The following is a 26,236-nucleotide window of genomic DNA, read 5'->3' as shown; positions in this document are numbered from 1 at the left end:
TTTTGTCCTAAGCCCTAGGGGGCGCCCGAGAAATCGCCTTCCACAGGGAGTAATGTCGCACCTGAGAAGACGATCACGAGGAAGGAATGCTCCATGCTTTCCCGCCTGTTTGCCCCCAAGGTCAAGGTCAGCGCCCACTGCGACCTGCCCTGCGGCGTGTACGACCCGGCCCAGGCCCGCATCGAGGCGGAGTCGGTGAAGGCCGTCCAGGAAAAGATGGCCGGCAATGACGACCCCCACTTCCAGGCGCGTGCCACCGTCATCAAGGAGCAGCGCGCGGAACTCGCGAAGCACCACGTCTCCGTGCTCTGGAGCGACTACTTCAAGGCCCCGCACTTCGAGAAGTACCCGGAGCTGCACCAGCTGGTCAACGACACCCTGAAGGCCCTCTCGGCCGCCAAGGCGTCCACCGACCCGGCGACGGGCCAGAAGGCGCTGGACTACATCGCCCAGATCGACAAGATCTTCTGGGAGACCAAGAAGGCCTGATCTTGGATCATGCCGCTTGACCTGCGATTTTGTTCGGTCGCTTGGTCCACCTTCCGCACCCGGCCCACAGGCCGCCGACCACGGCGTCCCTGGCGGTCCGGGTGCGGTCGTCTCCGCACCCCGGACGCCGGGCAGCCCGGCGGACCGAGCACCTCCGACTCCCTCTCCCCGGGCATGCCCCTACGCGGAGCCATGCGCGGAGAACCGGAAGCAACGCTCCGCCGAAGCGGCAGGACGCTGTCGTGTGCCCCTGTGCGAAGCTGAGGGAATGACCGCCCTGGAGGACCTCAGACGGCTGCGGCGCGTGCGGGACCGTATGGACCGCGAGTACGCCGAGCCCCTCGACATGACGGAGCTGGCCCGCAACGCCCTGATGTCCCCCGGTCACTTCCAGCGCAGCTTCCGCAAGGCCTTCGGCGAGACGCCGTACAGCTATCTCATGACCCGCCGGATCGAGCGGGCCAAGGCGCTGCTGCGCCGGGGCGATCTCACCGTGACCGAAGTGTGCCTCGCCGTCGGCTGTACCTCGCTCGGCTCCTTCAGTTCCCGCTTCACCGAGCTGGTCGGCGAGACGCCGAGCGCCTACCGGGCCCGCGACCACGAGGCGAGCGCGGTGATCCCGTCCTGCGTGGCCCGTACGCTCACCCGCCCGCGCCGCCGGCCCTGGTGAGGTCCCGCGCGCCACGGCCCGAAGAGGGCCTAGCGTGACCCCATGGACGTGAAACTCAAGCAGTGCTTCATCGCGGTGGACGACCACGACAAGGCCCTGGCCTTCTACCGTGACGTGCTCGGCCTGGAGGTCCGCAACGACGTGGGCTTCGAGAACATGCGGTGGGTGACGCTGGGCTCGCCTCTCCAGCCGGACGTGGAGATCGTGCTGGAGCCGCCGGGCGCGAACCCCGACGCCTCCCCCGCCGACCGGCAGGCGATGGCCGAACTGCTCGCCAAGGGCATGCTGCGCGGGGTCATCTTCACCACCGAGGACTGCGACGCGCTGTTCGAGCGGGTGCGTGGGTCCGGAGCGGATGTGCTGCAGGAACCGACGGACCAGCCGTACGGGGTGCGCGACTGCGCCTTCCGGGACCCGGCCGGGAACCAGCTGCGCTTCCTCCAGCGGCCCACGCAGTGAACGCCCCCGGCGCTCGGGGGACTTCACGCCTACACTCCCGAACGTGATCATTCGCTGGACCTACGCCTTCGTCGACCGGCCCGCCGCACGCCTGGCCGAGGCGCGCGCCTTCTGGACGGCCGTGACCGGCACCCGGCTGTCCCAACTTCGGGGCGACCAGGGCGAGTTCCTGACGCTGCTGCCCGGCGGGGCCGACGGGACGGACGCGTGCGTGAAGCTCCAGGGCGTCGCCGAGACAGACGGCGGCGCCCATATCGACCTCTGCACCGAGGACGTGCGGGAGTTGATCCGGGCCGCCCGCGAACTCGGCGCGGATCTCGTGGCGGACCACGGCGACTGGGCCGTCCTGCGGTCGCCCGCGGGCCCGTTGTTCTGTGCGGTGCCCTGGCACGGGGAGACGGTACGGCCGCCGGTGGTGGCGGGCAGCCGCCTGGACCAGGTGTGCCTCGACATCCCGCCGTCCGCGTACGACGCCGAGACCGCCTTCTGGGACCGGCTCACCGGCTGGGAGCGGCAGCCGGGGTCCCGGCCGGAGTTCACGGTGCTGAAACCGCCGGCGGGCCTGCCCGTGCGGCTGCTGCTCCAGCGGCTCGACGACGAGCGGCCGGCCTCCGCCCACCTGGACCTGGCCTGCGCGGACATCGCCGCCGTCCGCTCGCGGCACGAAGAGCTGGGGGCCGCCCTCGTGCGCCAGGGCGCCCACTGGGCGGTGCTGCGGGATCCGGCCGGCGGCACGTACTGCCTGACCGGCCGGGACCCGGAGACGGGCGGCCTGCCGGGCCGCGATCAGCGAACCGTCGACGTGGAGAAGCACTGGACCCGGGTGCCGGCGGGGTCTTCCGGGGGCCCGGCCGTCGGACTCGGCGAGCAGCCGTGGCCGTCCAGTGGCTGATTCACGCCGTTCACCTCCGGCGGGGGCGACGAGCCGTCCCCGTACTCCCACCGGTACGGGCCCTTCGGCCGGGCCTCCTCCTGGAGCACGAGCGTGAGGCCTCCCCCGACGGCCACGGCCATCACCCACGCCGTCACCGCCCACCGCCGCCACCAGCGGCCCACACCCTCAGGCCGGCTCACCCCCAGGGCTCCACGTCCACCACGGCATGGGCCGGCACCGGCCCGTACACGTGCGGGAACTCCTCGCCGCCCGGCTCCACGGCCTCGTACTTCACCGGAACTCCGACCCGGGCCGGGTCGACTGCCAGGACGATCAGCTCGTCGGGACCGTCGTAGTCGCCGTAGAGGAGGTCGGCGATGCGCGGGAGCTGCTCACGGGTGGAGAAGTGGATGAAGCCCTCCTCCTGAAGGGTGCGGCCACGCGTCGACACCTCATAGGCGCCTCGCTCGCGCGCCGCCTCCCACAAGGAGCGCTCGGTGACATGGAAGATGCGGGGCAGTTTCGGCATGCGCCCACGCTACGGCGCCGGCCGGACGAGGCGCGTCCGCGGACGGCGCTTTCCCGACACGGGCCCGGTATCACTTCCCGCCGGACTCCTCGGGCTGTTGCCGTGCGGCCGGGGCGACGGGCGGGGCGCCGGGTCCGGCGTGGGCCGGGCAGTCGGGATTGCGGCACGGGCCGGGGCCCCAGACCGGCACCCAGGCCCCCAGCGTCTTGTGCCGCCTGACAACGGTTTCGACGGGCTGTCCGCAGACGGGACAGACGGATTCGTCCCTGGCCATGCCCTCAGGGTAGAGCGGGCGCGGGCCCGACGCTTCCCGGCGGACGCCGGCCCGCTCAGTGCCGCCTGGCGTTATTCCGCACGACGACGCCGTTCGTGAGGGCCCGCACCCCGTCGAGGGTGCACTCCTTGATGTCGGGTCCGGCGCCGAACATCGTCCTGCCCGTGCCGTGGACGATCGGGTGAGACTTCCTGACGAGTTCGTCGATCTCGTCGAGCGGTTCTCCGGCGACGCACGAGCCGCCGCACAGGTAGACGCCCAGGCCGCCCTCCTCGGCCTTGAGCGCCCGGACCCGGCCGGTCAGGTCGTCCCGCCGACGCCGTGACGTCGAGGTACTCCTCGTCCAGGAGTGTTCGCAAGGTGGTTTCGGGGCGCTCAGTGGCGGGCCCGCGCACTGCGGGGAGGAGCGGGGCCCGCCTGGCCGAAGTCCCCGGTGACCGCGCGGGGTCAGGAACCGCACGGTCCCGGGGACTCCGGGGTTCTTCTCGGCTGCCGGGGGCGGCAGCACTCAACCGCTGCGCCGGGTCACGAACTCGGCCAGCGCCAGCAGGCCGCCCGCCGCCTCGGGGTCGGGGACCGCGCGGGCCAGTTCCTGCATGGCGCGGGCCATCCGGTCGGCCGCCTCGGCCTGCGCCCAGTCCCGGCCGCCGGCCCGCTCCACGAACTGTGCCGTGCGAGCGATCTCCCGGGCCGTCTCCACCTCCTCCGTGAGGTGCGGCTTCCCGTACAGCGCGGCGAGTTCGGCCGCCGCCGGAGTGCCGGAGGTGAGCGCCGCCACCACCGGCAGGGACTTCTTGCGGGCGGCGAGATCCGCGCCGACCGGCTTGCCGGTGTGCCTCGGGTCTCCCCATATACCGATGACGTCATCGATCAGCTGGAAGGCGAGCCCGGCCTGCCGTCCGAACCCGTCCAGCGCGGCCGCATCCTCCTCCCCGGCACCCGCGTACAGCGCTCCGAGGGCGCAGGCGCAGCCCAGCAGCGCGCCGGTCTTCGCCTCGGCCATGACGAGCACTTCGTCGAGGGTGACCTCGCCCGGGGCGCGGCGCTCCAGGTCGGTGTCCGTGTGCTGGCCGGCGCACAGCTCCACGACACACGCCGCGAGCCGGGCCGCGGCCGGGGCGGAGGCCGGGTGCGGGTCCTCGGCGAGCAGCCGGAGGGCGAGCGCCTGCAAGGCGTCCCCGGCGAGGATCGCGTCGGCGTCACCGAACACGGTCCAGGCTGTGGGCCGGTGCCGCCGGGAGGTGTCCCGGTCCATCACGTCGTCGTGCAACAGCGTGAAGTTGTGGACCAGTTCGACCGCCGCTGCCGCCCGGACGGCCGCTGCCCGGGCCGCGGAGCCACCGAGCGCGGCGGCCGCGGCGAGAACGAGCGCGGGCCGTATCGCCTTGCCGGCGTTGCCCGCCGCCGGGCTGCCGTCCGCGTGCTGCCAGCCGAAGTGATAGAGGGCGATCCGGCGCATGGAGCCGGGCAGCGACTCGACGGCCGCACGCAGCGCCGGGTCGACCAGGGCGCGGGTGCGCTCCAGCAGCACCGCCGCCTCCTGCCCGTCGAGCGGACCGGCGGCGCCGTCGCCCCTCGTCCCCCGCCTTGCCGCCGTCGTGCCCGGGCGCGGCACGGCGGGGGCTCGCTGTTCCGTGTCCGTCATGAACTCGGCCACGCCTCCCGCCTCCCCCTCGCCAGGTCCGGGGGCGCCCGCGTCGCCGGCCCGGCCGGTCGTGCACCTCGGGGGTGTACCCGCCGCGGCGGGCGGGGACACCGCCGCGACGTGCGGAGACGTCACCTCCACCGGCCGATCTCGACGTTCTCCAGTACGCCGAGCGCGTCGGGCACCAGGACGGCGGCCGAGTAGTAGGCCGTCACCAGGTACTTGATGATGGCCTGTTCGTTGATGCCCATGAACCGGACGGAGAGGCTGGGCTCGATCTCGTCCGGGATGCCGGACTGCCTGAGGCCGATGACACCCTGCTCCGCCTCGCCGGTACGCATGGCGATGACGGAGGTCGTACGGGCCTCGCTGATCGGGATCTTGTTGCACGGGTAGATCGGCACACCGCGCCAGGTGGGGATGCGGTTGCCGGCGATGTCGAGCGTCTCGGGGACCAGGCCCCGCTTGTTCAGCTCACGCCCGATCGCGGCGATCGCGCGCGGGTGGGCCAGGAGCAGCTTGGTGCCCCGACGGCGGCTGAGCAACTCGTCCAGGTCGTCCGGGCTGGGCACGCCGTCGTGCGGCTGGATCCGCTGGTCGTACTCGCAGTTGTGGAGGAGACCGAACTCCCGGTTGTTGACCAGCTCGTGTTCCTGGCGCTCCTTGAGCGCCTCGACCGTGAGCCGCAGCTGCTGCTCGGTCTGGTTCATCGGCTGGTTGTACAGGTCGGCCACGCGCGAGTGGATGCGCAGCACGGTCTGGGCGATGCTCAGTTCGTACTCGCGGGGCCGGGGCTCGTAGTCCACGAAGGTGTGCGGGATGTCGGGCTCGCCGGAGTGACCGGCCGCCAGCTCGACCTCCTTCTCACCGTACTTGTTGGTCCGCTGCTCGGGGATGGCGCGCGCACGCTCGAGGTGCTCCCGCAGCGAGTCGGAGCGCTCCGCCACCTGCTCGAAGTCCTGGCGTCCGAGGATCAGCACCGTGGTCGCGGTGTCCGCGCGGACGGTGTACTCCCAGATGGCGTCCGGGTCGAGCAGCGCCTGGTCACCGAAATAGGCGCCGTCGGCGAGGACTCCGAGGACGGCGTCGTCGCCGTACGGGCCCGTGCCGACCTTCTCCACCCTTCCGTGGGCGAGCAGGTACACCTTGTCGGTCTGGTTGCCGAAGTCGGCGATCACCTCGCCGGGCGCGAAGTCGCGCTGGCGGCAGCGCCGGGCCAGCTCCGTCAGCACCTCCTCGTCCTCGTACGACCGCAGGACCGGCAGCTCACCGAGTTCGGCCGGGATGACCTCCACCTGGTCCCCGGTCTTCACGAAGGTGATGCGGCCGTCGCCGACGGCGTACGTCAGGCGCCTGTTCACCCGGTAGGTGCCGCCCTGGACGTCCACCCAGGGCAGCGTGCGCAGCAGCCAGCGGGAGCTGATCTCCTGCATCTGCGGGACGGACTTGGTGGTGGTGGCCAGGTTCCGCGCGGCCGTCGTCCCGAGGGACTGCTGCGGCCTGCCCTGATCCGTGCGGACCTCTTCGCCTACCGACATATGGAAGTGCCCTCTCCTGTATGCCCGGTGCCGAATCGCACACCGGTCTCGCAGACAAGCCTTCCATCACGGAACGCATACGCACCATTACCCGAAAGAGCGGGAATGGATCATCGCACTACTGGGCAGAAAGAGGGATCTTGCCCAGCCCGGCCCCTGATGCCCGACCTGTCCGGATCGGCTCGCACGGCGTGCGAACCGTGTGGTCCGACACGTCCGGTTTCGGTAGAAGCACCGGTAGGAGAGGGCCGCGACCGCGGCCGTAGGGCACGGCACGAAGGAGTCGGTCATGGCCCCACCCATGTCCGCGAGCGGATTTCTGCACGCGCTTCAGGCGGAGGGCGTCACGGTCGTCGGGGTCGGCGACTGGCGGCACCACAACCGCAACCACAAGGGCCCCTGGGGCCCCGTCCACGGCGTGATGATCCACCACACGGTGACCAGGGGCAGCGCGCACACGGTGGAGGTCTGCCGCGACGGCTTCCCGGCGCTGCCCGGCCCGCTGTGCCACGGCGTGATCACCAAGGACGGCACGGTCCACCTGGTCGGCTACGGCCGCGCCAACCACGCCGGCCTCGGCGACGACGAGGTCCTGCGCGCGGTCATCGCCGAGAAGCGTCTGCCGCCCGACAACGAGGCGAACACCGACGGCAACCGGCACTTCTACGGCTTCGAGTGCGAGAACCTGGGCGACGGCGAGGATCCCTGGCCCGAGGCGCAGCTGGACGCGATCGAGCGGGCGGCGGCCGCGGTGTGCCGGCGGCACGGCTGGACGGAACGGTCGGTCATCGGTCACCTGGAGTGGCAGCCGGGGAAGGTGGACCCGCGGGGGTTCACGATGGCGTGGCTGCGGGAGCGGATCGCCGAGCGCCTGAAGGGGTAGCGCCGTGGGGGATGCGGACCGTCGCCGGGTGCGGGTCCGTCGTCGCCGGTCGCACTGTTCCCCGCACCCCTTCGGGGGCGTCTCCCGCGCCGGGCGACAATGAAGCTGTGACCAGCCCCGACCCGCTCACCGCCCGCCTCCCCTCCCCCCTCCAGGAGGTGCGCGACGACCGTTTCGACCGTCGCGGTGTGCGCCTGCTCCTCAAGCGGGACGATCTGATCCACCCGGAGCTGATCGGCAACAAGTGGCGCAAGCTGGTGCCGAACATCGAGGCGGCCGGGGGCCGTGCGCTGGTCACCTTCGGCGGGGCCTACTCCAACCACCTGCGGGCCACCGCCGCCGCCGGCCGCCTCCTCGGCTTCCCCACGGTCGGCGTGGTCCGCGGCCAGGAGCTGGCCGGCCGCACCCTCAACCCCTCCCTGACCCGGTGCGCGGCCGACGGCATGCGGTTGCACTTCGTGGACCGGGCGACGTACCGGCGCAAGTCCGAGCCGGAGACACTGGCCGGCATCCTGCGGGCGGCCGGCGCCGGGGACGCGTACGTCGTGCCGGAGGGCGGCAGCAATACGGCGGCCGTACGAGGATGCCGTGCCCTCGGCGAGGAGCTGCGGGGCCGGGCCGACGTGGTGGCGATCGCCTGCGGCACGGGGGGCACCCTGGCCGGGCTGGCGGCGGGCCTGGGGGCCGGGCAGCGGGCGTTGGGGGTGCCCGTGCTCAAGGGGGGCTTTCTGGAGGCCGGGATACGCGGGTTGCAGGAGGGTGCCTTCGGTGGCCGGCGGGGCGAGTGGTCCCTCGACGAGCGGTTCCACTTCGGGGGGTACGCGCGGACGACCCCCGAACTGGAGGCTTTCGCCCAGGATTTCGAGGAACGGCACGGGCTCCTGGTGGAGCGGCTGTATGTCGCCAAGTTGCTGTATGGACTTGTCAGTCTTGTAGAGGAAGGGGCGATCGCGGGTGGGACGACGGTGGCGGCGGTGATGACCGCGTGACCAACGCTTCGGTCTCTTCTCGGTGCCGGACGAGTCGCCGGCGGACGATTCCCTCTCACGCGGTCTCCCGGTAGGCCGCGGCCTCCTCCAGGTCCAGCCGGCGCAGCAGCACCCGCAGCATCTCGTCGTCGATGTAGCGGTGGTCGCGGAGGTTGACGAAGACCTCGCGCTCGGCGCTGATCATCTCGCGGGACAGCCGGCGGTAGGTGTCGTCCACGGACTCGCCGGTGACCGGGTTGGTCTGGCCGAGGCGCTCCCAGACGGAGTTGCGGCGGCGCTCCAGGACCTGGCGCAGCCGGTCGGCGAGCGGTGGGGGAAGGGTGTTGCGCTCGTCGGAGAGGAGTTCGTCGAGGCAGGTCTCGGCGGCCCGGGAGGCCTGCGCCTGGGCGTTGGCCTCGGCGAGCGTCTCGGCCTGCCGGTCGCGGCCGGGGAAGCTCAGCAGGCGGATCAGCGGCGCGAGCGTCAGGCCCTGCACGACCAGCGTGCCGATGACCGCGGAGAAGGTCAGGAAGAGGATCAGGTTCCGCTGCGGAAAGGAGCTGCCGTCGCCCACCTCGAGCGGGATCGAGAAAGCGATGGCCAGCGACACCACACCCCGCATCGCGGCCCACGACGTCACGATCGGTGCCCGCCAGGTCGGGTTCTCCTCGCGCTCGCGGATGCGGCGGGACAGCAGGCGCGGGAGGAAGGTCGCCGGGTACACCCATACGAACCGGGTGACGACGACCACGAGGAAGACCGCGACCGCATACCAGAGGGCGTCGATCCCGTGGTACTCCCGAAGGCCCCGGAGCACCAACGGCAGCTGGAGGCCGATCAGCGCGAAGACCGCCGACTCCAGCAGGAAGGCCACCATGCGCCACACCGCCGCCTCCTGGAGGCGGGTGGCGAAGTCGACCTCCCACGCGCGGTGCCCGAGATAGACCGCGACCACCACCACCGCGAGGACGCCGGAGCCGTGGACCTGCTCGGCCACGCCGTAGGCCGCGAACGGGATCAGCAGCGAGAGGGTGTTCTGCAGCAGCGCCTCCTTGAGGTGCGTGCGCAGCCAGTGGATCGGCACCATGAGCACCAGTCCGACGAGGACACCGCCGACCGCGGCCCGCAGGAACTCGCCGATCCCGCCGATCCAGGTGGCACCCTCGCCGACGGCGGCGCCGAGGGCCACCTTGTAGGCGGTGATCGCGGTGGCGTCGTTGAGCAGGGACTCGCCCTGAAGGATGGTGGTGATCCGGGACGGGAGCCCCACCCGGCGCGCGATCGCGGCGGCCGCGACCGCGTCCGTCGGTGCCACCACCGCACCCAGCACCACAGCCGCGGGCAGCGGCAGCCCCGGCACGACGAGGTAGGCGACCCAGCCCACGGCGAAGGTCGCGAAGAGCACGTACCCGATCGACAGCAGACCCACGGGCCGCATCTGCGCCCGCAGGTCGAGGTACGAACTCTCGGTGCCCTCCTTGTACAGCAGCGGGGGCAGCACCAGGGGCAGGACGATCTCGGGGTCCAGTGTGTAGTGCGGCACCCCGGGGAGGTACGAGACCGTCAGGCCGACCGCGACCAGCAACAGCGGCGCGGGCACCGGTGTACGGCGCGCGGCTCCCGCCACCGCCGCGCTCCCCGCCACCAGCAACAGCAGCGGCATCACGTCCATGTCCTCGCCCGCCCTCTTTCCGCGCGGTCACCCGCACACCCGTCGTAATCTGGCAATCATGAAACAGTGCACGCACGCCGACGCGCTGCCGCACCCGGAACCGGAGGCGCTGAACGAGACCTGCCCGGAGTGTCTGCGGGACGGCACGCACCCGGTGCAGCTGCGTCTCTGTCTGACCTGTGGCCACATCGGCTGCTGCGACTCCTCGCCGGGGCGGCACGCGACGGAGCACCATGAGAGGACCGGTCATCCGGTGATGCGGACCTTCGAGCCGGGCGAGGACTGGCGGTGGTGCTTCGTCGACCATGTCCTCGTCTGAGCGCGCGCTCGGACGGCACTCACGTGCGGTCTCGTCCCGCGTTCCCGTCCGGCCGGGTTTTCGTGTGACACTGCTTGCGGCCGCGGCCGCACGACGGTTCGAGCGTCTGACGTCTGGGTACGTCAACCCGGCGCGCGCTCTTCCCATTTGGGCCCGCCGACCCCCTAGACACGGAGCGTATCCACAGCTTTACTGTGAGTGACGCCAGGGGGCCCGGGGTCCCGGGACAGGAACGTTCGGAGCGCGATAGCGTCACCGCGGAACCACCTACGCGTTACCCCGGGGGGCGACCATCGGCCCCGTAAAGCTTGTACCACCATGGAGGTGAGGGTGTCCCAGATCGCAGGCGAGCCCGTGGCGAACCAGGACTTCGTGGAAGTCCGGCTTCCGGCTGCGGGTGCCTACCTGTCGGTGCTGCGGACGGCCACGGCCGGTCTGGCGGCCCGCTTGGACTTCACCCTGGACGAGATCGAGGACCTGCGCATCGCCGTGGACGAGGCCTGCGCGATCCTGCTCCAGCAGGCCGTGCCCGGCTCCGTGCTCAGCTGCGTCTTCCGGCTCGTCGACGATTCGCTGGAGGTCACGGTCTCGGCGCCGACCACGGACGGCCACGCCCCCTCGCGGGACACCTTCGCCTGGACCGTGCTGTCGGCCCTCGCGGGCAAGGTCTCGTCCGCCGTCGACGAGGACAAGACCGTGTCGATCAGCCTCTACAAACAGCGCGGCGCGGGCCCCGGCCCGGCGTGAGGAACGGGGACGGTCCGGTGCGGGACGAAGAGCGCGGCACACGCGAGCTGCCGACCGGGGACGGGGGAGCCCCCTGGTCGAACACGGCCGAGACGTCCGGGGACGGCCCGCGGGACGGTTCCCGGCGTATGGCGGACGGCATCGACGGCATCCCCGAGCAGGCCAGGCCGCACCCGGAGGACGACTCCGCACGGGGCGGCAGTGACAGTGCCGTGCAGGGCGCACCTTCGCGGGGACGCGGCGGGGTCGCCCCCGCCGGCCGCGCGAAGGCTGGGCCTCGGGGAAGGGCTACGGGCGGGACGATGAGCGAGCACGAGCGGTACGCCGAGGACGACGCGCCGGGCAAGGAGGCCGTGCAGGCCGCACCGCACGCCGCCCAGGACCGCAGCGGGGCGCGGGCGATGTTCGTCGAGCTGCGCAAGCTGGACGCGGGCAGCACGGAGTACGCGGAGCTGCGCAACAAGCTGGTCCGGATGCACCTGCCGCTCGTGGAGCATCTGGCGCGGCGGTTCCGCAACCGCGGCGAGCCGCTGGACGACCTCACCCAGGTCGCCACGATCGGCCTGATCAAGTCCGTCGACCGGTTCGACCCGGAGCGCGGCGTGGAGTTCTCCACGTACGCCACCCCGACCGTCGTCGGCGAGATCAAGCGGCACTTCCGCGACAAGGGCTGGGCGGTCCGCGTGCCGCGGCGGCTGCAGGAGCTGCGGCTGGCGCTGACCACGGCGACGGCCGAGCTGTCCCAGCTGCACGGCCGCTCCCCCACGGTCCACGAGCTGGCCGAGAAGCTCGCCATCTCCGAGGAGGAGGTCCTGGAGGGCCTGGAGTCCGCGAACGCGTACTCCACGCTGTCCCTGGACGTCCCCGACACCGACGACGAGTCACCGGCGGTCGCCGACACCCTCGGCGCCGAGGACGAGGCGCTGGAGGGCGTGGAGTACCGCGAGTCCCTCAAGCCGCTGCTGGAGGACCTGCCACCGCGCGAGAAGCGGATCCTGCTGCTGCGCTTCTTCGGGAACATGACCCAGTCGCAGATCGCGCAGGAAGTCGGCATCTCCCAGATGCACGTCTCCCGGCTGCTGGCCCGCACACTGGCCCAGCTACGGGAGAAGCTGCTGGTGGAGGAGTAGAGCGCCTGTCTACTCGGCCCGGCCCGGTCCCTTGATACCGAGGGCCCGGGTCGTCTCGCCGTTGACCAGGAGCACCAGCGCCGCCACGGCGACCACCGCCAGGGCGATACCGGCCGGGATGGCCATGCTGTCGGCCTGAACCAGGTTGTAGGCCACCGGAAGGGCCATGACCTGCGTGATCACCGCCGGACCCCGGCTCCAGCCGCGGCGGAGCAGCAGCCCGCGCGCGGCGAGCAGCGGCAGCAGCGCGAGCACGACCAGCGTGATCCCCAGGGTCACGGCCTGCTGCCGGTCGTCGGGGTCGCCGGTGAGTCCGAGGACGAGCACCCAGAGGCCGCCGGCCACCAGGGCGACCCCCTCGAGCCCGGCCAGCACGGCCGCATACGTCAGCCGCCGCGGACGCGGCCCGGCGGCCTCGGCGGTGTCCGCGCTGTCCTGGGCGTGGTTCTGCTCACTGCTCACTCCAGCAGGGTAGCCCGCCCGCCGGAACGCCCTCCCGTGCCCGGTACCCGCGAGTGCCCGGACTCACGCGCTCTTCTCCTCCCCGATCCCCACCTCGGTCTGGGCCGGGTACCACCCAGTAGGTACGCTGCCATGCATGCGTGCACTTCTCGTGGTCAATCCGGCGGCAACCACCACAAGCGCGCGCAGACGTGATGTGCTGATCCACGCGCTGGCCAGCGAGATGAAGCTGGAGGCGGTCACCACCGAGTACCGCGGACACGCGCGCGACCTCGGCCGGCATGCGGCGGAGAGCGACGACATCGACATGGTGGTCGCCCTCGGCGGTGACGGCACCGTCAACGAGGTGGTCAACGGCCTTCTGCACGGCGGCCCCGCCCCGGAGCGGCTGCCCGGCCTGGCCGTCGTCCCCGGCGGCTCCACGAACGTCTTCGCCCGGGCCCTCGGCCTGCCCAACGATCCCGTCGAAGCCACCGGCGCCCTGCTGGACGCCCTGCGCGAGGGCCGGGAACGGGTGGTCGGCCTCGGGCTGACCTCCGGCACGCCCGGCACCGAGGACGAGGCGGTCCCGGCCCGCTGGTTCACCTTCAACGCCGGGCTCGGCTTCGACGCGGGCGTGGTCGGCCGGGTCGAACAGCAGCGCGAGCAAGGCAAGAAGTCGACACACGCGTTGTACGTACGTCAGGTGATCCGGCAGTTCCTCGGCGAGCCCAACCGCCGGCACGGCACGATCACCCTCGAACGGCCCGGCGAGGACCCGGTCGAGGATCTCGTCGTCGCCATAGCCTCGAACGCGTCCCCTTGGACGTATCTCGGCAATCGCCCCATGTACACATCGCCTAAGGCCTCGTTCGATACCGGCATCGACGTGCTCGGTCTCAGCCGTCTGTCGACAGCCGCGGTTGCCCGGTATGGCACCCAGTTGCTCACTTCGTCCCCCGACCGGGGACCCCAGGGAAAGCATGCCGTCTCATTGCACGACCTGGACCGGTTCACCTTGCATTCGAAGGTGCCTCTGCCCCTGCAGATGGACGGTGACCACCTGGGGCTGCGTACAAGCGTGACGTTCACAGGCGTACGCCGTGCACTGCGTGTGATTGTGTGAGCGGAACGGGCGAAAGTCCTTTCACTCGAACGTTTAGGCCAGGATCCACCCCATGGAAGTACGGCTGTGACCTAGTCGACACCGAGGAATCAAAAAAAACTTTCCGGAAGGGGTTGTATCCGCCGCTGAGGTTTGCGAGTCTCTACGTGGCGATCGGGACGGCCCGCAACACCAGCCTCCACTGATCACCAGAACCCCTCTTCAAACACAGGACCACGCCGGGGAAGACTCGGCGGTCGGCCCTTCACTTGTTGAGGGATTCGTGAAAGCGTTCACATTCACAAGCAACTTGCACGTAATACCAAGGAGAGGTAGCAGCCATGGACTGGCGTCACAACGCCGTTTGCCGCGAGGAAGACCCCGAGCTCTTCTTCCCCATCGGCAACACCGGTCCTGCGCTGCTGCAGATCGAGGAAGCCAAGGCCGTCTGCCGTCGCTGCCCGGTGATCGAGCAGTGTCTGCAGTGGGCGCTCGAGTCCGGCCAGGACTCCGGCGTCTGGGGTGGTCTCAGCGAGGACGAGCGTCGCGCGATGAAGCGCCGTGCCGCCCGCAACCGGGCTCGTCAGGCCTCCGCCTGACACTCCCACCCCTGCTGACAGCCTGAGCTTGGCGGCGCGTACAGCGAGTACGCATCTCCCGCCCCCGAGCCGCAGCGCGCAGTACCCCCGATGCGCATAGCTTCGAGCTTAAGCCCCGGATCACCCAGTGGTCCGGGGCTCAATGCTGTGCGGAGCGCGTTCCCGCTTCGGCCCGTTACTTCTGCGCCCGCACCGGAATGTCCAGGATCACCCGCGTCCCCCGCCCCGGCGCCGGGACCATGTCGAAGGTGCCGCCCAACTCGCCCTCCACCAGTGTCCGTACGATCTGCAGGCCGAGGTTGCCCGAGCGGTGCGGGTCGAAGCCCTCGGGCAGGCCGACGCCGTCGTCCTGGACGGTGACCAGGAGGCGGGCCTCCTTCGAGGTGCCGCCGCGGACCGCGGAGACCTCGACCGTGCCGGTGTCGCCCTGGCGGAAGCCGTGCTCCAGGGCGTTCTGCAGGACTTCGGTGAGGACCATCGACAGCGGGGTGGCGACCTCGGCGTCGAGTATCCCGAACCGTCCGCTGCGCCGGCCGGTCACCTTGCCCGGCGAGATCTCGGCGACCATCGCCAGTACCCGGTCGGCGATGTCGTCGAACTCCACGCGCTCGTCCAGGTTCTGCGACAGCGTCTCATGGACGATCGCGATGGAGCCGACCCGTCGTACGGCCTCCTCCAGGGCCTCCCGGCCGCGGTCGGAGTCGATGCGCCGGGCCTGGAGGCGCAGCAGGGCGGCGACCGTCTGGAGGTTGTTCTTGACCCGGTGGTGGATCTCCCGGATGGTCGCGTCCTTGGTGATCAACTCGCGTTCGCGGCGCCGCAGTTCCGTGACGTCCCGGCACAGCACCAGTGAACCGATGCGGGTGCCCTTGGGCTTGAGCGGGATGGCCCGGAACTGGATGACCCCGTCGTTGGCCTCGATCTCGAACTCGCGCGGCGCCCAGCCGCTGGCCACCTTGGCGAGCGCCTCGTCCACCGGGCCCCGGGTCGGGGCGAGTTCGGCGGTGGTCTGCCCGAGGTGGTGGCCGACCAGGTCGGCGGCGAGGCCGAGGCGGTGGTAGGCGGACAGGGCGTTCGGGGAGGCGTACTGGACGACGCCGTCCGCGTCCAGCCGGATCAGGCCGTCGCCGACGCGCGGCGAGGCGTCCATGTCGACCTGCTGGTCGGAGAAGGGGAAGGAGCCGGCCGCGATCATCTGCGCGAGGTCCGAGGCGCTCTGGAGGTACGTCAGCTCCAGGCGGCTCGGGGTGCGGACGGTGAGCAGGTTGGTGTTGCGGGCGATCACGCCGAGGACGCGGCCCTCACGGCGTACGGGGATGGACTCGACCCGTACGGGCACCTCTTCCCGCCACTCCGGGTCGCCCTCACGCACGATCCGGCCCTCGTCCAGCGCCGCGTCCAGCATGGGCCGGCGGCCGCGCGGGACCAGGTGTCCGACCATGTCGTCCTGGTAGGAGGTCGGGCCGGTGTTGGGGCGCATCTGGGCGACCGAGACGTACCGGGTGCCGTCGCGGGTCGGGACCCACAGGACCAGATCGGCGAAGGAGAGGTCGGAGAGCAGCTGCCACTCCGAGACCAGCAGGTGGAGCCACTCGAGGTCGGAGTCGTCGAGGGCCGTGTGCTGGCGTACGAGTTCGTTCATGGAGGGCACGTGTGCGAGCGTACCGGGGCCCCGCGGGTGGCCGAAAAACACCCGCGGGCCGCGGCGCCTGGAAGGGACCCTCAACCCTCCCGGCACCGCAGCCCGGAGCATCATCGGCCGCGGGGTGTGCGGTCCCGGTCGGCCGAAGGTCGAGGAGCCGGGGCAGTCAGGGCAGAGAGCTCCGGTTCCTCGATCCGCCTTCCTGTGCGGGGAAGACGGAGGCTTGTTCACTTGGATTGTGGACTAGACCATGAAGGCGTGTCCATGGTGCGACCGCACGCCCCCGAAGAATGGCACGCGATGCCACGCAGCCTAGCCCGCCCCGGTCAGTCGTGGGGCCAGATGGTCATGGCAATTTCCGCCAGGGACTCCAGTTCCGCCCGGCTCGCCCCGTCGCGGGCCTGCTGGGACATGCCCTGGAGCAGGGCGCTGGCGTACCGGGCCAGGGCGGCCGCGTCGGTGCCGGCCGGCAGCAGCCCGACGGCGACGTCGGCGCGGATCCGGGTCTCGAGGGCGGCGATGCTCGCGTTGCGCCCATCGCGCAGCAGCGCCTCCACCTCGGGGCTGGTGCAGTTGGTGGCCGCGTGCACGACCAGGCAGCCGTACGGATGGGCCGGGTCGGTGTACTCGGCGGCGGCCTCACGGAGCATGCGCGCGACGGCCGCCCGCGCCGTGGGCTCCTCCGCGAGGGCGCGGTCGGTGAAGGCGCCGTGCGTACGGGCGTAGACCTGGACGACCTCACCGAAGAGGGTCCGCTTGTCGCCGAAGGCCGCGTAGAGACTGGGCGCGCCGATACCCATGGTCTGGGTGAGGTCGGAGATCGAGGTGGCCTCGTACCCGTGCTCCCAGAAGGCCATCAGAGCCTTCTCCAGCGCGGTGGCCCGGTCGAAGGAGCGGGGCCGGCCCCGCGTCCGGCTCTTGCCGCCCTGCTCCTGCGTGTCCTGACCCGTCGCCATGGGCTCATTTTATAGCGACCCCTAGAAAAGCTGCGGTGGATGGGTGTACCGTCTTTCTGTAGCGACCATTAGAGAATTATGGAGGGCGGTCATGGGTGCGCTCACGGGGAAGACGGCGCTGGTCACGGGCGCGAGCCGGGGGCATCGGTCGGGGGATCGCCGAGCGGCTGGGGCGCGGCGGGGCACGGGTGGCCGTGCACTACAGGCAACGAGATGGCCGCGAAGGAGACCGTCGCGGCCATCGAGGCGGCCGGCGGCTCACGATCGGGGTGGAGCTGGGGACGCCGGGGGACGCCGAGCGAGGCTCCCTGCACCTGAGCCGTCCGGGCTCCGTGCGCTCGTCACCCCGGCCGGCGCACGCCGATTCTGTTAGATTGGTCTAAACCACATAGGAGACGCACAGAGCCCTCTTCAGGAACGGCAGGCCCAAGCGTGGAAGTTGTCATCGTTCCGGACGCCGCCGCGGGCGGCGAGCTGATCGCCGAGGCCATCGCCCGGCTGTTGCGACGCAAGCCCGACGCCCTGCTCGGCGTGGCCACCGGCTCCACCCCGCTGCCCGTCTACCAGGCGCTGACCGCCAAGGTGCGCTCCGGCGCCGTGGACGCCTCGCGGGCGCGGATCGCCCAGCTCGACGAGTATGTGGGACTGCCCGCCGACCACCCCGAGTCCTACCGCTCGGTGCTGCGCCGGGAGGTGCTGGAGCCGCTCCGGATAGGCATGGACGCGTTCATGGGCCCGGACGGCACGGCCGAGGACGTGCCGGCGGCGTGCGAGGCGTACGACCGCGCGCTCGCCGAGGCCGGCGGGGTCGACCTGCAGCTGCTCGGTATCGGAACCGACGGGCACATCGGGTTCAACGAGCCGTGCTCCTCGCTCGCCTCGCGCACCCGGATCAAGACCCTCACCGAGCAGACCCGGATCGACAACGCCCGCTTCTTCGACGGTGACATCGAGCAGGTCCCGCACCACGTCATCACCCAGGGCATCGGCACGATCCTGGAGGCCCGCCACCTGGTGCTGCTGGCGACCGGCGAGGGCAAGGCGGACGCGGTCGCCGCGACCGTCGAGGGCCCGGTAGCGGCGGTCTGCCCGGCCTCCGCGCTCCAGCTCCACCCGCACGCCACGGTGGTCGCCGACGAGGCGGCTGCGGCCAAGCTCAAGCTGGCGGACTACTTCCGCCACACCTACGCCGACAAGCCGGACTGGCAGGGGCTCTAGCCACCGAGGCCGCTGCGGCGACACCGGCGCCGGCGCGGGGCGGGCCGGCGGGACCGGGGCGCCGTCCAACCGCGCGCACTGCGGCCCGATGGCCTAGACCAACAGAGGGCGCACCGGTATACAGAAGAGATCACGGAGCGTGCGGGTGGACTCCTGACACACGAAGCCGTGCCACGATGTGAGCCGTGGCCGATGCCAGGTCGGCCGCTTTCGGCATCCGGAGCCGGGAAGGCAGAGCATGAGCACCGACGTCAGCAGTGCGGAGAACGAGGCCGGCACCACCGTCCGTACCGCGCGCGTGCCCAAGTACTACCGCTTGAAGAAGCACCTGCTCGACATGACGGAGACGCAGGCGCCGGGCACGCCGGTCCCGCCCGAGCGCACGCTGGCCGCAGAGTTCGACACCTCCCGCACCACCGTCCGCCAGGCCCTCCAGGAACTGGTCGTGGAGGGCCGGCTCGAACGCATCCAGGGCAAGGGCACCTTCGTCGCCAAGCCGAAGGTCTCCCAGGCGCTGCAGCTCACCTCGTACACCGAGGACATGCGCGCCCAGGGCCTGGAGCCGACCTCGCAGCTGCTGGACATCGGCTACATCACCGCCGACGACCGGCTCGCCGAACTGCTCGGCATCACCGCCGGCGGGCGCGTGCTGCGCATCGAGCGGCTGCGCATGGCCAACGGCGAGCCCATGGCGATCGAGACCACCCATCTGAGCGCCAAGCGCTTCCCTGCGCTGCGCCGCTCGCTCGTGAAGTACACGTCCCTGTACACCGCGCTCGCCGAGGTCTACGACGTCCACCTCGCCGAGGCCGAGGAGACCATCGAGACCTCCCTGGCCACCCCCCGTGAGGCGGGTCTGCTCGGCACCGACGTGGGTCTGCCGATGCTGATGCTCTCCCGGCACTCCCTGGACCGCGAGGGCAAGCCGGTGGAGTGGGTGCGGTCGGTGTACCGGGGTGACCGGTACAAGTTCGTGGCACGCCTGAAGCGACCGCAGGACTGACCGCGCAGGCGTCTTCACGCCATGACCCCGAAATCGACATACCGTTATGCGGACGAGGTCTTCCCGTGCCATGACGCCGTCACCTAGATTGCCTGCGCATTACACAGGTGATCAGCGAGGGGACGGAGCCATGGCATGTCCGAAACACCTGAAATGAGACCCCCGGTCGTCACACCGACCCGGGTGATCATCGGCCTCTGTCTGATCGCGCCCTTCGTGGCGATGCTGTGGGTCGGCTCGTACGCCAAGACGGACCCCACGTTCATCGGAATCCCGTTCTTCTACTGGTACCAGATGCTCTGGGTGCTGATCTCCACGATGCTCACGATGGTCGCGTACCAGCTGTGGCAGCGCGACCAGCGCTCCCGCAAGGGCGCGGCGGGGGGTGCCGCGAAGTGAAGGACGGCGTCAACGGCGTCGCGCTCGGCGTCTTCATCTTCTTCTTCCTGGCCGTCACGGTCATGGGCTTCCTGGCCGCGCGCTGGCGCAGGGCCGAGAACGAGCACTCGCTGGACGAATGGGGCCTCGGCGGACGGTCGTTCGGTACCTGGATCACCTGGTTCCTGCTCGGCGGCGACCTGTACACGGCCTACACCTTCGTCGCCGTACCGGCGGCGATCTACGCGGCGGGCGCGTCCGGCTTCTTCGCGGTGCCGTACACGATCCTGGTCTACCCGCTGATCTTCACGTTCCTGCCCCGCCTGTGGTCGGTCTCGCACAAGCACGGCTATGTGACGACCTCCGACTTCGTGCGCGGCCGGTTCGGCTCCAAGGGCCTCTCGCTGGCGGTGGCGCTCACCGGCATCCTGGCGACGATGCCGTACATCGCGCTCCAGCTCGTGGGCATCCAGGCGGTGCTGGACGTGATGGGCGTCGGGGGCGGGGAGAACACGAACTGGTTCGTGAAGGACCTCCCGCTGCTCATCGCCTTCGGTGTGCTGGCGGCCTACACCTACTCCTCCGGACTGCGCGCGCCCGCGCTGATCGCGTTCGTCAAGGACACGCTGATCTACATCGTCATCGCGGTGGCGATCATCTACATCCCGACCGAACTGGGCGGCTTCGACGACATCTTCGCCAAGGCGGGCGAGAGGTTCTCGACCACGGGCGTGGGCGGTGTCGTACCGGCCCCGGCGGGCCAGTGGACCTACGCCACCCTGGCGCTCGGCTCCGCGCTGGCCCTGTTCATGTACCCGCACTCGATCACCGCGACCCTGTCGTCCAGGAGCCGTGAGGTGATCCGCCGCAACACCACGATCCTGCCGCTGTACTCGCTCATGCTGGGCCTGCTGGCGCTGCTGGGCTTCATGGCCATCGCGGCCGGGGTGAAGGTCACCAACGGGCAGCTGGCGATCCCTCAGCTGTTCGAGGACATGTTCCCGGACTGGTTCGCGGGCGTGGCCTTCGCGGCGATCGGCATCGGCGCGCTGGTGCCGGCGGCGATCATGTCCATCGCGGCGGCGAACCTCTTCACCCGCAACATCTACAAGGACTTCATCAAGCCGGACGCCACGCCGAAGCAGGAGGCCCAGATCTCCAAGATCGTGTCGCTGCTGGTGAAGGTGGGCGCGCTGGTCTTCGTCCTCACCATGGACAAGACGGTCGCCATCAACTTCCAGCTGCTGGGCGGCATCTGGATCCTGCAGACCTTCCCGGCCCTGGTCGGCGGCCTGTTCACCCGCTGGTTCCACCGCTGGGCGCTGCTGGCCGGCTGGGCGGTCGGCATGGTGTACGGCACGGTCGCCGCGTACGGGATCGCCTCCCCGACGCAGAAGCACTTCGGTGGCAACGCCAAGGAGATCCCCGGTATCGGCGAGATCGGCTACATCGGCCTCACGGCCTTCGTGCTGAACGTCGTCGTCACCGTGGTGCTCACCGTCGTCCTGAAGGCCGCGAAGGCCCCCGAGGGCGTCGACGAGACCAGGCCGGAGGACTACACGGCCGACGCGGGCGACCCGGGCGTCCAGGTGGAGCTTCCGTCGGCGACAGCGGGCGCCGGTCACTGAAGCGCCCCAAGGTGCGCGGAAACCGCGCGACCGGCCGCACACGACCCGCAGCGGGCCGCCGTCGTCAAGCGACGACGGCGGCCCGCTGTGGTCACTCTCGTCGCCTACACGTTGACGCTATGAAGCGGCGCGACACAACATCTGGGGGTGACATGGCAGCCCGGCACTAGATGTATGCTCATCCTCGCTGTCACCGCAGGGGAATCCGGTGCGAATCCGGAACTGTCCCGCAACGGTGTACTTGCGTGCATCCGCACGCCTGTTCAGTCCGAGGACCTGCCGGCAGCGCGCCCGGCCGTCCGGTCCGGGTGCCGTGAGACGTCCGGGCCTCGTGGAGTGGGCCGGTGGACGCGGCGCCGTGCGCGCTCGTGGCTGCCCGCTGCCCTCCGCCAGGCCCCGTGCCGAGCGAGGGAGAGCCCCACGTGACCATCGCGCCAGCCGACCCGGCTTCAGTCAGCGAACTGAAGACCGACGGTCCCGGTGCCGCGCTGCTGCGGACCCTGACCGAGCTGACCGCCGACCTCCCCGACGCCGACCCCGGCCGGGTCGCCGCCGCAGCGCTGCGCGGCCGGTCGGCCCACGCCGACGAGGCGGAGCTGCGCGAGCTGGCCACGGAGGCGGCCGCCGGCCTGATCTCGGAGGACCCCGCCTACTCCAGGCTGGCCGCCCGCCTGCTGACCCTCGCCATCCGGGAGGAGGCCGCCTCGCAGGGTGTCACGTCCTTCACGGAGTCCGTCACCGTGGGGCACCGGGAGGGGCTCATCGCGGACCGGACCGCCGCGTTCGTGCGGCTGCACGCCGAGCGGCTCGACGCGCTGATCGACACCAGCGCCGACGACCGCTTCGGCTACTTCGGCCTGCGCACCCTGCACAGCCGCTACCTGCTGCGGCACCCGATCACCCGCAAGGTCGTCGAGACGCCACAGCACTTCATGCTGCGCGTCGCCGCCGGCCTGGCCGAGGACGACACCACCCGCTCGGTGGACGAGGTCGCGGCGCTCTACGCGCTCATGAGCCGCCTCGACTACCTGCCCTCCTCCCCCACGCTCTTCAACTCCGGTACGCGGCACCCGCAGATGTCGTCCTGCTACCTGCTCGACTCCCCGCTGGACGAGCTGGACTCCATCTACGACCGCTACCACCAGGTCGCCCGCCTCTCCAAGCACGCCGGCGGCATCGGCCTTTCGTACTCCCGCATCCGTTCGCGCGGTTCGCTGATCCGCGGCACCAACGGGCACTCCAACGGCATCGTCCCGTTCCTGAAGACCCTGGACGCCTCGGTGGCCGCCGTGAACCAGGGCGGCCGGCGCAAGGGCGCGGCCGCGGTGTACCTGGAGACCTGGCACTCCGACATCGAGGAGTTCCTGGAACTGCGCGACAACACCGGTGAGGACGCGCGCCGTACGCACAACCTGAACCTGGCGCACTGGATCCCGGACGAGTTCATGCGCCGGGTCAACGCCGATGAGCAGTGGTCGCTGTTCTCCCCGGCGGACGTACCGGAGCTGGTGGACCTGTGGGGTGAGGAGTTCGACGCCGCGTACCGCAAGGCCGAGGCCGCCGGGCTCGCGAAGAAGACGATCCCGGCCCGTGACCTGTACGGCCGCATGATGCGCACGCTCGCGCAGACCGGCAACGGCTGGATGACGTTCAAGGACGCCGCCAACCGCACGGCGAACCAGACGGCGACCGCGGACCATGTCGTCCATTCGTCCAACCTCTGCACGGAGATCCTGGAGGTCACCGACGACGGGGAGACGGCGGTCTGCAACCTGGGGTCGGTCAACCTCGGCGCCTTCGTGACCGCCGGGGACATCGACTGGGAGCGGCTGGACGAGACGGTCCGCACGGCCGTCACCTTCCTCGACCGCGTCGTGGACATCAACTTCTACCCGACGGAGCAGGCGGGCCGCTCCAACGCCAGGTGGCGCCCCGTCGGCCTCGGCGCGATGGGCCTGCAGGACGTCTTCTTCAAGCTGCGTCTGCCCTTCGACTCCCCCGAGGCGAAGGCCCTGTCCACCCGGATCGCCGAGCGCATCATGCTCGCCGCGTACGAGGCCTCCGCCGACCTCGCCGAGCGCAACGGCCCGCTGCCGGCCTGGGAGAAGACCCGTACGGCCCAGGGTGTCCTGCACCCCGACCACTACGGAGTGGAGTTCACCTGGCCGGAGCGCTGGGCGGCGCTGCGGACGCGGATCGCGACCGTCGGCATGCGCAACTCGCTGCTCCTCGCCATCGCACCGACGGCCACCATCGCGTCCATCGCGGGCGTGTACGAGTGCATCGAGCCGCAGGTGTCCAACCTGTTCAAGCGCGAGACGCTGTCGGGCGAGTTCCTGCAGGTCAACTCGTATCTGGTGCAGGACCTGAAGAGCCTTGGTGTCTGGGACGCCCGCACCCGGGAGGCGCTGCGCGACTCCAACGGCTCGGTGCAGGACTTCACCTGGATCCCCGAGGAGGTGCGGGCGCTCTACCGCACGGCGTGGGAGATCCCGCAGCGCGGCCTGATCGACATGGCCGCGGCCCGCACTCCGTTCCTGGACCAGGCGCAGTCCCTGAACCTGTTCCTGGAGACGCCGACCATCGGCAAGCTCTCCTCGATGTACGCGTATGCCTGGAAGTCGGGCCTGAAGACGACGTACTACCTGCGCTCCCGCCCGGCGACGCGCATCGCCCGCGCCGCCCAGGCGCAGACCCGGACGTCCATCCCCGTCCAGCAGGCCGCCGACCCCGACGCGGTCGCCTGCTCCCTTGAGAACCCCGAGTCCTGCGAGGCCTGCCAGTAATGACCGCCCGTAACACCAACCTGCTCGACCCCGGCTTCGAGCTGACTCTCCGCCCGATGCGCTACCCCGACTTCTACGAGCGCTACCGGGACGCCATCAAGAACACCTGGACCGTGGAGGAGGTCGATCTCCACTCGGACGTGGCCGACCTCGCGAAGCTGACGCCGGCCGAGCAGCACCTGATCGGCCGCCTGGTGGCGTTCTTCGCGACGGGCGACTCGATCGTGGCGAACAACCTGGTGCTGACGCTGTACAAGCACATCAACTCCCCGGAGGCGCGCCTGTATCTGTCGCGCCAGCTGTTCGAGGAGGCCGTGCACGTCCAGTTCTATCTGACGCTGCTCGACACCTACCTCCCCGACCCGGACGACCGCGCCGCCGCCTTCGCGGCCGTGGAGAACATCCCGTCCATCCGCGAGAAGGCCGGGTTCTGCTTCAGGTGGATGGACGCGGTGGAGAAGCTGGACCGGCTGGAGTCCACGGCCGACCGCCGGCGTTTCCTGCTCAACCTGATCTGCTTCGCCGCGTGCATCGAGGGGCTGTTCTTCTACGGCGCCTTCGCGTACGTCTACTGGTTCCGCAGCCGGGGTCTGCTGCACGGTCTGGCCACCGGCACCAACTGGGTGTTCCGCGACGAGACGATGCACATGTCCTTCGCCTTCGACGTGGTCGACACCGTCCGCAAGGAGGAGCCGGACCTCTTCGACGACGAGCTGCAGCAGCAGGTCACCGACATGCTGAAGGAGGCCGTCGAGGCCGAGCTGCAGTTCGCGCGCGACCTGTGCGGTGACGGCCTGCCGGGCATGAACACCGACTCCATGCGGCAGTACCTCGAATGCGTCGCCGACCAGCGTCTGACGCGTCTCGGCTTCGCCCCGGTGTACGGCTCGGAGAATCCCTTCTCCTTCATGGAGCTGCAGGGCGTTCAGGAGCTGACGAACTTCTTCGAGCGCCGCCCGTCGGCGTACCAGGTCGCGGTGGAGGGCACGGTCGACCTGGACGAGGACTTCTGATCCCTCCTTCCTCCCCGGGCTTCCTGGGCCTCCCGGAGCTGCCGGTCGATGCGCCTGTCGCGCACCACACCGAGCACGGACGGGAGGACCAGGAGGACCAGGATCCCGAGGACGGTGAGCATTCCGATCAGGCCTTCGATCTGGTTTCCGTTCATGACACCACTGTCGCGCCGAATGCTCCTTACCGGGAGTGGCAGTACTGCCACACATCTTCAAATTCCTGCCACCGCCGAGGCATACTGGCAGCATGCTGAGCAATGTCGTGGCCGTGCTCCTGGACGGCGTGAACCCCTTCGAACTGGCCGTGGTATGCGAGGTGTTCGGCACCGACCGCAGCGATGAGGGCCTGCCGGTGTACGACTTCGCGGTCGCCTCGGCCGAGGGCCCCACGCTGCGCTCGCACGCGGGCTTCTCCCTCCAGGTCGAGCACGGCCTGGAACGCCTGGAGTCGGCCGACCTGATCGCCGTGCCGGCCGGCGCCTGCTACGACTCCCGCGAGTTCCCGCCCGAGCTGCTCCAGGCCCTGCGCCGCGGGGTGGACCGCGGCGCCCGGGTGCTGAGTGTCTGCTCGGGCGTCTTCGTGCTCGCCGCGGCCGGATTGCTGGACGGCCGGCGCTGCGCCGTGCACTGGCACCACGCGGACGAGCTCGCCCGCCAGTATCCGAGGGTGACCGTCGAGCCGGACGTCCTGTACGTGGACGAGGACCCGGTGATCACCTCCGCCGGCACCGCCGCCGGGATCGACGCCTGTCTGCACCTGGTGCGCAGGGAGCAGGGCCCGGAGGTCGCCAACAAGATCGCCCGCCGGATGGTGGTGCCGCCGCACCGGGACGGTGGACAGGCACAGTACATCGAGCGGCCGCTGCCGAGGACCTCGTGCGACACCGTCGGGGAGGTCCTGGCGTGGATGGAGGCCCACCTCGACCAGGAGGTGACCGTCGAGCAGCTCGCCGCCCGCGCCCACATGGCACCGCGCACCTTCGCCCGCCGCTTCCAGCAGGAGACGGGGACCACGCCCTACCGGTGGATCCTTCGCCAACGGGTGCTGTTGGCACAGCGGTTGCTGGAGGGCACGGACGAGACGATGGACGCGATCGCCTGGCGCACCGGGTTCGGTACGGCGGCCGCGCTGCGGCACCAGTTCGTCCGGGCGCTCGGGACGACCCCGAACGCCTACCGGCGTGCGTTCCGGGGCCCGGAGGCCGCCTGAGCGCGCGCCGGTATCAGGACCGGCCGGTCGGCAGGGGCGGCCAGGAACCGCCCCTCACCC

General features: G+C 70.7%; 27 protein-coding genes, 1 pseudogene and 1 riboswitch. Of the genes and pseudogenes, 19 read left to right on the top strand and 9 right to left on the bottom strand.

All coding sequences use genetic code 11. The features are described 5' to 3' along the window. The first annotated feature begins 93 nt into the window (after positions 1-93). The 4 genes from sodN to ABZ079_RS26505 all read left to right on the top strand — a co-directional run bounded on the left by sodN (position 94) and on the right by ABZ079_RS26505 (position 2,510). Positions 94-489: a superoxide dismutase, Ni gene (gene sodN / locus ABZ079_RS26520; RefSeq protein ID WP_014674929.1), complete on the top strand. Its 396-nt coding sequence runs from the start codon at positions 94-96 to the stop codon at positions 487-489. A gap of 268 nt (positions 490-757) precedes the next feature. After that, positions 758-1,159, top strand: coding sequence for a helix-turn-helix transcriptional regulator (locus ABZ079_RS26515; RefSeq protein ID WP_356941951.1), 402 nt, complete (start codon positions 758-760; stop codon positions 1,157-1,159). Positions 1,160-1,201: 42 nt separating this feature from the next. Further along, positions 1,202-1,618, top strand: a complete 417-nt coding sequence (locus ABZ079_RS26510; protein WP_356941950.1) for a VOC family protein — start codon at positions 1,202-1,204, stop codon at positions 1,616-1,618. A gap of 43 nt (positions 1,619-1,661) precedes the next feature. Continuing rightward, on the top strand, positions 1,662-2,510 hold the full coding sequence (locus ABZ079_RS26505) for a VOC family protein (RefSeq protein WP_356941949.1): 849 nt from the start codon (positions 1,662-1,664) through the stop codon (positions 2,508-2,510). Between the two features lie 178 nt (positions 2,511-2,688). On the opposite strand, the gene ABZ079_RS26500 is transcribed toward ABZ079_RS26505, so the two are convergent. The 5 genes from ABZ079_RS26500 to ABZ079_RS26480 all read right to left on the bottom strand — a co-directional run bounded on the left by ABZ079_RS26500 (position 2,689) and on the right by ABZ079_RS26480 (position 6,478). Continuing rightward, a complete protein-coding gene (locus ABZ079_RS26500; RefSeq protein ID WP_356941948.1) occupies positions 2,689-3,021 on the bottom strand; it encodes a DUF952 domain-containing protein in 333 nt (110 codons plus the stop codon). A gap of 70 nt (positions 3,022-3,091) precedes the next feature. Next, a complete protein-coding gene (locus ABZ079_RS26495; protein ID WP_356941947.1) occupies positions 3,092-3,295 on the bottom strand; it encodes a hypothetical protein in 204 nt (67 codons plus the stop codon). Positions 3,296-3,350: 55 nt separating this feature from the next. Continuing rightward, positions 3,351-3,755, bottom strand: coding sequence for a hypothetical protein (locus ABZ079_RS26490; RefSeq protein ID WP_356941946.1), 405 nt, complete (start codon positions 3,753-3,755; stop codon positions 3,351-3,353). A 48-nt stretch (positions 3,756-3,803) separates the two neighbouring features. Beyond that, positions 3,804-4,940 carry a family 2 encapsulin nanocompartment cargo protein polyprenyl transferase gene (locus tag ABZ079_RS26485; RefSeq protein ID WP_356942022.1) on the bottom strand — a complete coding sequence of 379 codons (1,137 nt, stop codon included), beginning with the start codon at positions 4,938-4,940 and terminating at the stop codon, positions 3,804-3,806. 131 nt (positions 4,941-5,071) lie between these two features. Further along, positions 5,072-6,478 carry a family 2B encapsulin nanocompartment shell protein gene (locus tag ABZ079_RS26480; protein WP_356941945.1) on the bottom strand — a complete coding sequence of 469 codons (1,407 nt, stop codon included), beginning with the start codon at positions 6,476-6,478 and terminating at the stop codon, positions 5,072-5,074. 289 nt (positions 6,479-6,767) lie between these two features. Between ABZ079_RS26480 and ABZ079_RS26475 the strand changes: the two genes are divergently transcribed. Next, the gene (locus ABZ079_RS26475) at positions 6,768-7,361 is read left to right on the top strand and encodes an N-acetylmuramoyl-L-alanine amidase (protein ID WP_356941944.1); all 594 of its coding nucleotides are present in this window, start codon (positions 6,768-6,770) and stop codon (positions 7,359-7,361) included. 107 nt (positions 7,362-7,468) lie between these two features. After that, the gene (locus ABZ079_RS26470; protein ID WP_356941943.1) at positions 7,469-8,350 is read left to right on the top strand and encodes a pyridoxal-phosphate dependent enzyme; all 882 of its coding nucleotides are present in this window, start codon (positions 7,469-7,471) and stop codon (positions 8,348-8,350) included. A 55-nt stretch (positions 8,351-8,405) separates the two neighbouring features. On the opposite strand, the gene ABZ079_RS26465 is transcribed toward ABZ079_RS26470, so the two are convergent. Then, on the bottom strand, positions 8,406-10,001 hold the full coding sequence (locus ABZ079_RS26465; protein WP_356941942.1) for a Na+/H+ antiporter: 1,596 nt from the start codon (positions 9,999-10,001) through the stop codon (positions 8,406-8,408). A gap of 58 nt (positions 10,002-10,059) precedes the next feature. On the opposite strand from ABZ079_RS26465, the gene ABZ079_RS26460 reads away from it, so the two are divergent. From ABZ079_RS26460 to ABZ079_RS26450, 3 genes are all read left to right on the top strand, one after another. Beyond that, the gene (locus ABZ079_RS26460) at positions 10,060-10,320 is read left to right on the top strand and encodes a UBP-type zinc finger domain-containing protein (RefSeq protein WP_356941941.1); all 261 of its coding nucleotides are present in this window, start codon (positions 10,060-10,062) and stop codon (positions 10,318-10,320) included. Between the two features lie 330 nt (positions 10,321-10,650). Next, positions 10,651-11,067 carry an anti-sigma regulatory factor gene (locus tag ABZ079_RS26455; protein ID WP_189820337.1) on the top strand — a complete coding sequence of 139 codons (417 nt, stop codon included), beginning with the start codon at positions 10,651-10,653 and terminating at the stop codon, positions 11,065-11,067. Next, positions 11,064-12,197 carry an RNA polymerase sigma factor SigF gene (locus tag ABZ079_RS26450; protein WP_356941940.1) on the top strand — a complete coding sequence of 378 codons (1,134 nt, stop codon included), beginning with the start codon at positions 11,064-11,066 and terminating at the stop codon, positions 12,195-12,197. Before ABZ079_RS26455 ends, ABZ079_RS26450 begins: the two co-directional genes overlap by 4 nt. A gap of 9 nt (positions 12,198-12,206) precedes the next feature. Here the strand turns inward: ABZ079_RS26450 and ABZ079_RS26445 are convergent, their stop codons facing one another. Then, positions 12,207-12,659: a hypothetical protein gene (locus tag ABZ079_RS26445; protein WP_356941939.1), complete on the bottom strand. Its 453-nt coding sequence runs from the start codon at positions 12,657-12,659 to the stop codon at positions 12,207-12,209. Between the two features lie 136 nt (positions 12,660-12,795). Here ABZ079_RS26445 and ABZ079_RS26440 point away from each other — a divergent pair, with 136 nt between their 5' ends. After that, complete coding sequence (locus ABZ079_RS26440; protein WP_356941938.1) at positions 12,796-13,764, top strand: diacylglycerol kinase family protein; 969 nt, start codon at positions 12,796-12,798, stop codon at positions 13,762-13,764. A 320-nt stretch (positions 13,765-14,084) separates the two neighbouring features. Further along, positions 14,085-14,342: a WhiB family transcriptional regulator gene (locus tag ABZ079_RS26435; RefSeq protein ID WP_003992873.1), complete on the top strand. Its 258-nt coding sequence runs from the start codon at positions 14,085-14,087 to the stop codon at positions 14,340-14,342. 175 nt (positions 14,343-14,517) lie between these two features. Here ABZ079_RS26435 and ABZ079_RS26430 read toward each other — a convergent pair whose 3' ends face one another. Beyond that, positions 14,518-15,984, bottom strand: coding sequence for a PAS domain-containing sensor histidine kinase (locus ABZ079_RS26430; protein WP_356942021.1), 1,467 nt, complete (start codon positions 15,982-15,984; stop codon positions 14,518-14,520). A gap of 326 nt (positions 15,985-16,310) precedes the next feature. Continuing rightward, positions 16,311-16,940 (bottom strand): TetR/AcrR family transcriptional regulator, encoded by a 630-nt coding sequence (locus tag ABZ079_RS26425; RefSeq protein ID WP_356941937.1) that lies wholly within the window; start codon positions 16,938-16,940, stop codon positions 16,311-16,313. Positions 16,941-17,031: 91 nt separating this feature from the next. Here ABZ079_RS26425 and ABZ079_RS26420 point away from each other — a divergent pair. From ABZ079_RS26420 to ABZ079_RS26385, 8 genes and pseudogenes are all read left to right on the top strand, one after another. Then, positions 17,032-17,239 (top strand): annotated as a pseudogene (locus ABZ079_RS26420) (SDR family NAD(P)-dependent oxidoreductase); the annotation flags it as partial. Between the two features lie 133 nt (positions 17,240-17,372). Further along, the gene (gene nagB / locus ABZ079_RS26415; protein ID WP_356941936.1) at positions 17,373-18,158 is read left to right on the top strand and encodes a glucosamine-6-phosphate deaminase; all 786 of its coding nucleotides are present in this window, start codon (positions 17,373-17,375) and stop codon (positions 18,156-18,158) included. A gap of 238 nt (positions 18,159-18,396) precedes the next feature. Further along, a complete protein-coding gene (locus ABZ079_RS26410; RefSeq protein ID WP_356941935.1) occupies positions 18,397-19,161 on the top strand; it encodes a GntR family transcriptional regulator in 765 nt (254 codons plus the stop codon). A 135-nt stretch (positions 19,162-19,296) separates the two neighbouring features. Further along, positions 19,297-19,560, top strand: a complete 264-nt coding sequence (locus tag ABZ079_RS26405) for a DUF3311 domain-containing protein (protein WP_356941934.1) — start codon at positions 19,297-19,299, stop codon at positions 19,558-19,560. Then, positions 19,557-21,167 (top strand): monocarboxylate uptake permease MctP, encoded by a 1,611-nt coding sequence (mctP, locus tag ABZ079_RS26400; protein WP_356941933.1) that lies wholly within the window; start codon positions 19,557-19,559, stop codon positions 21,165-21,167. Before ABZ079_RS26405 ends, mctP begins: the two co-directional genes overlap by 4 nt. Before the next feature lie 199 nt (positions 21,168-21,366). After that, a riboswitch (cobalamin riboswitch) is annotated at positions 21,367-21,444 on the top strand. 145 nt (positions 21,445-21,589) lie between these two features. Further along, positions 21,590-23,953: a ribonucleoside-diphosphate reductase subunit alpha gene (locus ABZ079_RS26395; RefSeq protein WP_356941932.1), complete on the top strand. Its 2,364-nt coding sequence runs from the start codon at positions 21,590-21,592 to the stop codon at positions 23,951-23,953. Further along, entirely contained in the window at positions 23,953-24,966 is a 1,014-nt protein-coding gene (locus tag ABZ079_RS26390) for a ribonucleotide-diphosphate reductase subunit beta (RefSeq protein ID WP_356941931.1), read from the top strand. The genes ABZ079_RS26395 and ABZ079_RS26390 overlap by 1 nt, the downstream gene beginning before the upstream one ends. Before the next feature lie 247 nt (positions 24,967-25,213). Next, the gene (locus ABZ079_RS26385) at positions 25,214-26,176 is read left to right on the top strand and encodes a helix-turn-helix domain-containing protein (RefSeq protein WP_356941930.1); all 963 of its coding nucleotides are present in this window, start codon (positions 25,214-25,216) and stop codon (positions 26,174-26,176) included. Positions 26,177-26,236: the final 60 nt, after the last annotated feature.

The sequence above is a fragment of the Streptomyces sp. NPDC006314 genome, assembly GCF_040613075.1.
Taxonomy (GTDB): Bacteria; Actinomycetota; Actinomycetes; order Streptomycetales; family Streptomycetaceae; genus Streptomyces.
The sequence above is the reverse complement of the archived record's forward strand: the minus strand, read 5'-3'. Positions and strand labels throughout refer to the sequence as shown.